The following is a 7,688-nucleotide window of genomic DNA, read 5'->3' as shown; positions in this document are numbered from 1 at the left end:
AGGAGAACACCGTTTATTCGGAAAAAGGGACTGTGACAGACTTTTGTCGCAGCCCTTTTTTGCGATTCAATTATACGAACAGTTGTGGTTTAATTGACGGCAGCTTTTTTCTTTCAGGTCTTTTTAAAAGCAAGTGAAACTTCTTATTTTCATGAGCTTTTTTCAATTCAAGGTACAACTTGACATAATCTGTCTTTCCTTCCAAAAAATTCACTACATAATAACTTGTATCCGTTTCTTTGGGCATAAGATGTACAGAAGAGACGATCAGAAAATCAATGGGTTGTATTTCTTCATAGGATAATTCCTTCAGTTCGATAAAGGACAAGTCTTTTAAAAAATTCTTGATATCTTGGGTAAAAAAATAATTTGTTTCCATCACTAAAGAAACTTGTAACTTAGTTGAATTTTCATTGTCCTCGCAACATTGCAAAGTCAGCCATGCAAATATTTCAGCTAAATCGTTACAGCAAATAGAAAGCCATTGATAATTATGTCGCCGCCCCATCTTATTCAAGAAAAAGGTAAAATGCTCTTTTAAATAGTAATAACTTGAAGACTTCTTTTTATGAAAGTAATTCATTAGAAAGAAGAGTGTCGGTACACGCTTTGGAAAAAGATAATAACAAAAAAGAATATTAAATAAATGGAGGTGAACAATTTGATTGTGTTGAAAAACACGGTCATCAGGAAAAATCTCAGTTTGCCAATAATTGTCAAGTTCTTTCAATAAGGAAGAAAGCAACTGTCCTTTTTTGTCGAATATGTCTAAAGCTTCATTAAGAGTAGGCTTCTCATATTGAAAGGTCGGTGCATAAAACACCATAAATTGTGCAAAACGAAATTCACTATCTTGATGAGAGGCGGGAATAGAAAAATGTTCACCAAAAAGGCATTTTATTCGATGATCATTACTAAAAACTGCTTCGCTATAGCGAGGGTCATCCTCTACATAGTGACCTTGTGCAATCCGCTGAGTGGTAATCCCAGCAAAAAGACAAACTTCTTTTTTTCCTACGAAACTCCAATTTAAAGATGTATGCTTAGTAAGTTCAGCCAATTTTTTTAATAACTCAGATTTTGAGACGTAAAAAGCATAATCTTCATTTCCGCGAGAAGCTGCCCAAAGAATATTGAATAATATCAAGCGAATCAAGCGTTCGTCTCCTTTGAAAGATAATTGGCTGCGATTAAAAATGACATCGAATTCCTGTACATAATCGGCTAATAACTGCAGATGCCGCATAGCAGAAGCACGACTAATGAAATTTTCTTGGCAGAATTCCATCAGATTTTTCTCTGGATAGAAAAGAGAAGATTTGATCGCGCGATAAGGGAGGCTCTGCTGGATAAGATAGGAATAATAATAATCATAGTTTAAATCAATTGGCAGATTCTGATTGATCTTGTTTTTTGACAATAATTTGAATTCAGAAAAGCAAAAGTCATCAAATTCATTCTCCATTTCATTCAATATATTTTTTACGACACTAGAAGATAAATCAAGTTTTTTACTGATTTCTTTGATAGTTAATTCATGTTGCTCCTCCAATAGATGAAAAATTGCTAACTTGCGGCGTTCTTTCTGGGTAAACACAATATTGAAAAACATAGGACCTCCTTTTTGATTGCTTATTTCTTTAAATAATTAAAAATACAAATATTTTATAAACTATTATTCAATTCCAGATCATTTCTAGATACCTCTTCATTTTTCTTTATATCCACTTAAATTATATTTTTCTCATTTTTTTTGTTTTATTCCCATTTTATTGTCTCAAATTTGATCGATAAATACAATTTATTTGAGAAAACACTTCCATTATTTATGGGCTAATGTTTTTTATTAAGCTGATTGCTACCTTTTATTATGGATTTAATGGCTGTTTACGGCATTTTTTTGTTATTATATTTTTCAGCACCTTTTTTCTAATCTATTTGCAATCTTATTTTAATTAAGTTAAATTTTAGTTATCGGATAAAAGATGAGAACGACTATATCGGAGCTTTTTGAAAAAATCTCACTAATATTCAAGAAGGGGAAGAGAGGAAATGAAAAAAACGAAAACTGTCTCACATTATGGCAGTGTAGTTTTTATGGTTGCTGTCCTATTTTTATCGCAACTTACGGGACTGTCGCAAATCGCTTTTGCCAAGACTGAGTCTGAAAAAGTAGTAGCTGATGAACATGCGAATATTGTGATCGATTACGAAATGGATGAGGAACTGAAGCAGATACAATGGAGTATGACATATGAGAAGCATGCAAAAGATGAAGCTGAATATCAAATGCAATTTAAGCTGGAAATAGTTGAACACGAAGGATTATTACTGAGAGAAAGCATTCAGGAAATCGAACGAACCTTTGGAAAAGTAGGACCAGTTGATGAGGAATGGTACTACGCAGGTGATTTTTCTTCAGAGAATGAGAGAATTGAAATCGTTTTTAAAACCCTCATAGTAGAAGAATACAATCAATACCATCTAAAAATTACGCCAAGACTAATGAAACAAACAGGAGATGAATTAGAAGAGATATTCATCGGTGACCAGACAGAGTACGTAGTCGCAGTCGATTTATCGGAAAATACTGCCGTACCTGAAATAAATGGGGAGCCTACTGAGATTTCTGATAAGCCAGAAGCATCAAGAGAAGAACCAGTGGAAGAAGCTCAAACAGAAGCGGAAGAAGTTGAAAACTATGCCGCTCCCAGTATATTAGATCCCAATTTGAATGGTGCTTTTGCAGATGCTATTCCTTTAAATCACTTGTTTGCAAGACCAAGTCATATTTTCACACTTGCACCTAATGTCGCAACATTAGATCAAGACTACCGATTAAGTTATATGACGCCTTCAAATTTGAGTTCATTGCTATATAACAGAGGGCATATGGTTTCAACAAGTTCTAATAGGATTGATTTTACGAACATGTCTACGGATATCGGATTTACAAGTTATCTCTATTTTGATGAAGATACAGAGGGAATCACGTTCTTTCTTCATGATGGGAATCCTACTAATTTGTTTTTCAGCAGACGGGGTATCTACAATATGTATGATCCTACAGCAGGGCATTCACCTAAGTCATTAGGAGCGTATTATCACCCAGACCTTTTGACAGGTATAGCTCCTATTGATAAGTATATAGCGAATGGAATGATTCTTGAATTCGATAATAAAATTTCTACTGGCCCTCTTCTAAATATCAATGCATTAGGAGATCGAGAATTCTCTGGTGCCCATATTGCAGCAGCGCCTTCAGGTAATCCGACTACTAAATCTTTTAAAAAAGACTTTGGCATAAACAGTGAATTTTCGACTAACAGCTGGTGGAAATTGGATATCAACATTACCCCAGCAGGGATGCTTACCTTTACAATGGAGGATCTGCGCCAAACAGGAGGATATGGCATAACAGAAGGCACCATCAATATCAATGACTATTTTACCAATCTTCCATCGAAGAAACTATACTGGGGATTCACTGCGACTGCTGAATTTTCTCTTCTTAGTCCTCGTGCAGATGCAGCAATCTTTTTAACCAATCCACGATTTGAGGTCCAAGGGGAATTGGTGCATGAAATTACAACGCAAGAGCAAGGCGTGACGGTGAATGTGAATGGCAAAAAAATCCCTATCAATACAGAATTGGAACACGCAGTTACATTTTACAACGAAGAAGGCGATGGTAGTATCTTCCTTAATCCTAGTGAAGATAATGGCATCACTATCTTGACTTCTGATGAAGAAGAAAGCAAATCCAATCCTTTTGAGTTTACTGAATTAATCTTATCAGAAGATGGCTATCAACCATATTTTACGTATCAAGAACTAGATAGTAACGGTGAAAATGCTACAAGAATAGATGTAAATGCTTTTTATGATTCATCCACCCAGCGCTTTTATCCAGAGGAAGCTATCGAGATTCCTATAGGAACAGAAGTGACGTTGCATTACAAAACAAAAGTAAAATCAGAGTTTCAAGGGCTTGAATATCATAACGTCTATGAGCGGGTAGAGTTTATTGGGAGAACAGGCACTACAACCGGTGAGTATTATCATGCTCAAGTCGAACATGCAGTTGAATACGAGATTCAGCGTGAACCTAACCACCCACCAGAAATTGACAACTTACGAACGACAAATGCAGTGTTTGGCGAAAAAGATACATTTATTGATTTTCAAGATCCGTTCCACTTTACATTTGATTATCTTGATCCAGACTTAGATCGTTTGTATTACAGTGTATGGATCAATGATGAGTTATTGATTGAAAATCAGATAATCACAGATGCAGAAGAAGAATTCAAAATGCATCAATCAAGAGGGTTCAAAATCGATCTAAAAGATTCAGATGGTGTTTTCAAACTAGGAGAAAATACAATCAAGCTCACCCTTACTGATAATCGGCCTATCAATGATGAGATCACTTATCTAGAGCTAAATGGAACCTTCACTGTTGAAGGATTTATCGGATTTGAATTCGTGACAGAAGAATACAGCTGGAAGTATGCTCGATCACAATTGCCAATGAACAGAAAAGCACAAGCTCGTGAAGAAGGGATGCGTGTTGTTACTAGAAACACGTTGAATACATCGGATTCATATAGAGTGACCGTATCCGCTGAAGAACTAAATCATCTGGATATGCAACATGCGATTAGTGAAGAGTATCTTGTGTTCAAAAATGAATGGGGTGAAATCGCACTTTCTGCTTTAACGCTTGAGATTGACAAAAAGTATGAATTTTCGGAGGAAGAAGGGCTATTGCTGCGGCTAAACAATCAAGATGAGTTAGGTGTATATTCTGGAACGATCACGTGGAAAATTGAAGATGTGTTATAGCAAGAAGCTAGCTTTGAAAGGGGGGATCGTATGGCTGGCTAGATACTAGAAAAAAAGTGGAAAGGAGAAAACAATGAAATCAAAAACCCGATACTGGATGATTTCTGTTCTTCTTCTACTCCTGTTCTCGTTATCGATGCCAGTGGTGAATGCTGCTACCCAAGCTGGTGAAACGCATGCAGTCATAGAAATCAATGAACGGGAGATAGGAAAGCAGACTGAAAAGGGAGAAGAAAAACAGAAAAGCAGTTTTCCAGAGGCAAATGAAGCAAAGGCAGGATTGATTTCATTTGTTGGAACGCTGTTGATTATCGGCGTTATTTTAGTCTATCGTCATCAAATACGTGGAGGCGAAAAACATGAAAATTAGATTTTCGCTAGCGTTATGGAGTGCATTATTCATAGGAATGTTTAGCTGTTCTTCTGCTGTTCACGGACAGACCGAGGGCACGACTTCTCTGAAAATCGTTCCTTTGAATGAAGAATTTCCACGGATGCTATACATTGATGATTTACTGTTCGTATCGCGCTATACAGATGAACACAATCAAATCCATCGAGAGAGCAACGATTTATCGATTACCTTTCTTGATTCTCGAAAAGAGAGCACAAAATGGCAACTACAACTGAAAACAGAAGACTTCCGTTGTAAAAAAGATGGCCATCTTTTGACTGCCGATTATCAATTAGGCAGAGGAATGTTCAGCGGAAAGAACGAAGAAGCAGTCGAAGGATTGGAAGCTTTCGAATATGATCACCAAGATGCAGGAAAAGAGTATCGTACGATCATCCAGTCAACAGGAAACAAAGAACGTGGAATCGTTACATATACGATTCCTGGCGAGCAGTCAACACTCTCTTTTCCTGAGGGGACATCTAGTGGTCATTACTACTCGAAACATTATTGGCGATTTGTGAATGCAGAATTTTGATGAGAAAAAAAGGAGGACAAAAAATGAAAAAATTAGCAGGGGTTTTAAGTACAAGTGCAATGTTATTTACATGTTTTGCACCAACAGTCATGGCAGCAGAATTTGGTGAACCAATGGATGGAACGACTAGAGTGGAGATCACTGACTTTTTAGTAGTGGATGATCTTCCAACTTACCCAGGAATTTTTACACTCGATGATGTTCCTGATATCGATTTTGGTGAACATACGGTCGAACAGATCAGTACGAATGCTACTGTTGAAGGTTCTTTCGTTGGAGAATTAAGAGCTTCCGACTTTCGTCCGCTAGAAGCCAGCAAAACAGAAGCTTTAGAATTGATCAGCGAATACACTGGTGTTGAAGATACAACAGAGCTGGCAGCAGCTTGGGAGAATGCTGTAGTTGCGGGAGACTGGGTATTGACAGTCAGTGCAACAAACTTAACAGATGATATTGCTTCTGCTCTTACGATCAATGGAGAAAATGTATTAGAATCTGCAACAACTCTTCCGATATCTTATGTTTCCGGTACTTTTGATTATATAAACGAACTCACATCAGAAGCGCCAACACTAACAGTCAAAGCGAATACACCGGTTGGAGAGTATACTGGGACAGTTACTTACACAGCAGTTGATTCGATCTAACAGCAGTATTTCAAGTAAAATAATTTGTTTTACTTGTAAACAACCGCAAAAGGATGGAGCGGATAAGCTAACTCCATCCTTTTTACATAAAATGGAGGGATGAAAAGTGAGACGACATTTAGTATTGGTTTTGATAACTTTGTTAATACAGCTAATTTTTCCTGGAATCGTCGTTTTTGCTGATGAAAATCATGGAGCAGACTATAGCGTCCATCCTATTTTACCGGACAATCAGCGAGAAGGACGTTCATTCTTTGATTTACGAGTAGAACCTGGAACAAAACAGACACTACAGATCCAGATCAATAATTTTTCTGATCAGGAGCAAACGTATTTTATCAATGTCAATACAGCTCAGACAAACGGAAACATAGTGATTGACTACGGACAAAATGAATTACCAGAGGAGTCAATCGTTCAGCAACCCATCTGCGCATTGGTCGATTATCCAAAAGAAGCAGTGATTCCAGGGAATAAAGCAGGAGTCGTTACTTTAGAAGTACAAGCACCTGATACTTCCTTTGATGGAATCTTATTAGGCGGGATCCAAGTGAAAAAAGATTTTTCAGCTGAAAAAGAAGAAAGTAATCAGCCTTTTTTTAGCGAATACGCTTATGTGGTTGGGTTGATGATGAGCGCAAATGACAAGGAAGTTGTGCCGGATCTGAAGTTGAATGAGGTACGTTCCGAAGTGATCACCAACAATGCTGGTGTGGTTGCTGTGCTAGAAAATCCTCAACCAATCAATATCAAGGGAGTGACCGTTGAAGCAACTGTTCATTCAAAAGGACAGGAAGAACCGATAATGACACGAAAAATCGAAAATGGTGGTATTGCTCCTGAATCAGTTTTTGCTATGCCTATTTATCATGGGGAAGCTGGAAATACGAAACCTTTAGAATCGGGGGATTATCAACTTTTAGTCGAAGCACAAGATGAGACAGGGCAAAAGTGGTTGCTGACAAAAGACTTTACGATTACGAAAGAACAAGCAAACTCAGTCAATCATGAGGTTTTTACTGTAGAAAATAATACAAATTCTTTGTTGTATATCATTATCGGGGCCCTAGCAGCAGTTCTTTTAGTCGGTGGTTTCTATGTATATCGCAGAGGAAAGAAATTCCGCAGAAGGTGATTCATATCGAACATTAAGTGAAATCTGGTTTATAAGAAGTAGTAAAGATAAGAGTAGGTGCTGTGACAAAAGTCTTGTTGCAGCCCTTTTTTCCGGATAAACGGTGCTCAAAAGCTTGCATCTGCG

The 7,688-nt window shown here is 37.3% G+C and carries 6 protein-coding genes; 5 read left to right on the top strand and 1 reads right to left on the bottom strand.

The features are described from left to right. Positions 1-70: 70 nt before the first annotated feature. Positions 71-1,612 (bottom strand): helix-turn-helix domain-containing protein, encoded by a 1,542-nt coding sequence (locus HMPREF2988_RS05135; RefSeq protein ID WP_070770127.1) that lies wholly within the window; start codon positions 1,610-1,612, stop codon positions 71-73. Between the two features lie 440 nt (positions 1,613-2,052). Here HMPREF2988_RS05135 and HMPREF2988_RS05130 point away from each other — a divergent pair, with 440 nt between their 5' ends. The 5 genes from HMPREF2988_RS05130 to HMPREF2988_RS05110 all read left to right on the top strand — a co-directional run bounded on the left by HMPREF2988_RS05130 (position 2,053) and on the right by HMPREF2988_RS05110 (position 7,562). Next, entirely contained in the window at positions 2,053-4,848 is a 2,796-nt protein-coding gene (locus HMPREF2988_RS05130; protein WP_070770126.1) for an L-type lectin family protein, read from the top strand. A gap of 73 nt (positions 4,849-4,921) precedes the next feature. Next, positions 4,922-5,218, top strand: coding sequence for a hypothetical protein (locus HMPREF2988_RS05125; protein ID WP_070770125.1), 297 nt, complete (start codon positions 4,922-4,924; stop codon positions 5,216-5,218). Further along, positions 5,208-5,780, top strand: coding sequence for a hypothetical protein (locus HMPREF2988_RS05120; protein ID WP_070770124.1), 573 nt, complete (start codon positions 5,208-5,210; stop codon positions 5,778-5,780). The genes HMPREF2988_RS05125 and HMPREF2988_RS05120 overlap by 11 nt, the downstream gene beginning before the upstream one ends. A 23-nt stretch (positions 5,781-5,803) precedes the next feature. Next, positions 5,804-6,427: a WxL domain-containing protein gene (locus tag HMPREF2988_RS05115; protein WP_070770123.1), complete on the top strand. Its 624-nt coding sequence runs from the start codon at positions 5,804-5,806 to the stop codon at positions 6,425-6,427. Positions 6,428-6,533: 106 nt separating this feature from the next. Further along, positions 6,534-7,562 (top strand): WxLIP family cell surface protein, encoded by a 1,029-nt coding sequence (locus HMPREF2988_RS05110; protein WP_070770122.1) that lies wholly within the window; start codon positions 6,534-6,536, stop codon positions 7,560-7,562. The last annotated feature ends 126 nt before the right edge of the window (positions 7,563-7,688 follow it).

The organism is Enterococcus sp. HMSC061C05, assembly GCF_001814765.1.
Lineage (GTDB): Bacteria > Bacillota > Bacilli > Lactobacillales > Enterococcaceae > Enterococcus_B > Enterococcus_B lactis.
The sequence above is the reverse complement of the archived record's forward strand: the minus strand, read 5'-3'. Positions and strand labels throughout refer to the sequence as shown.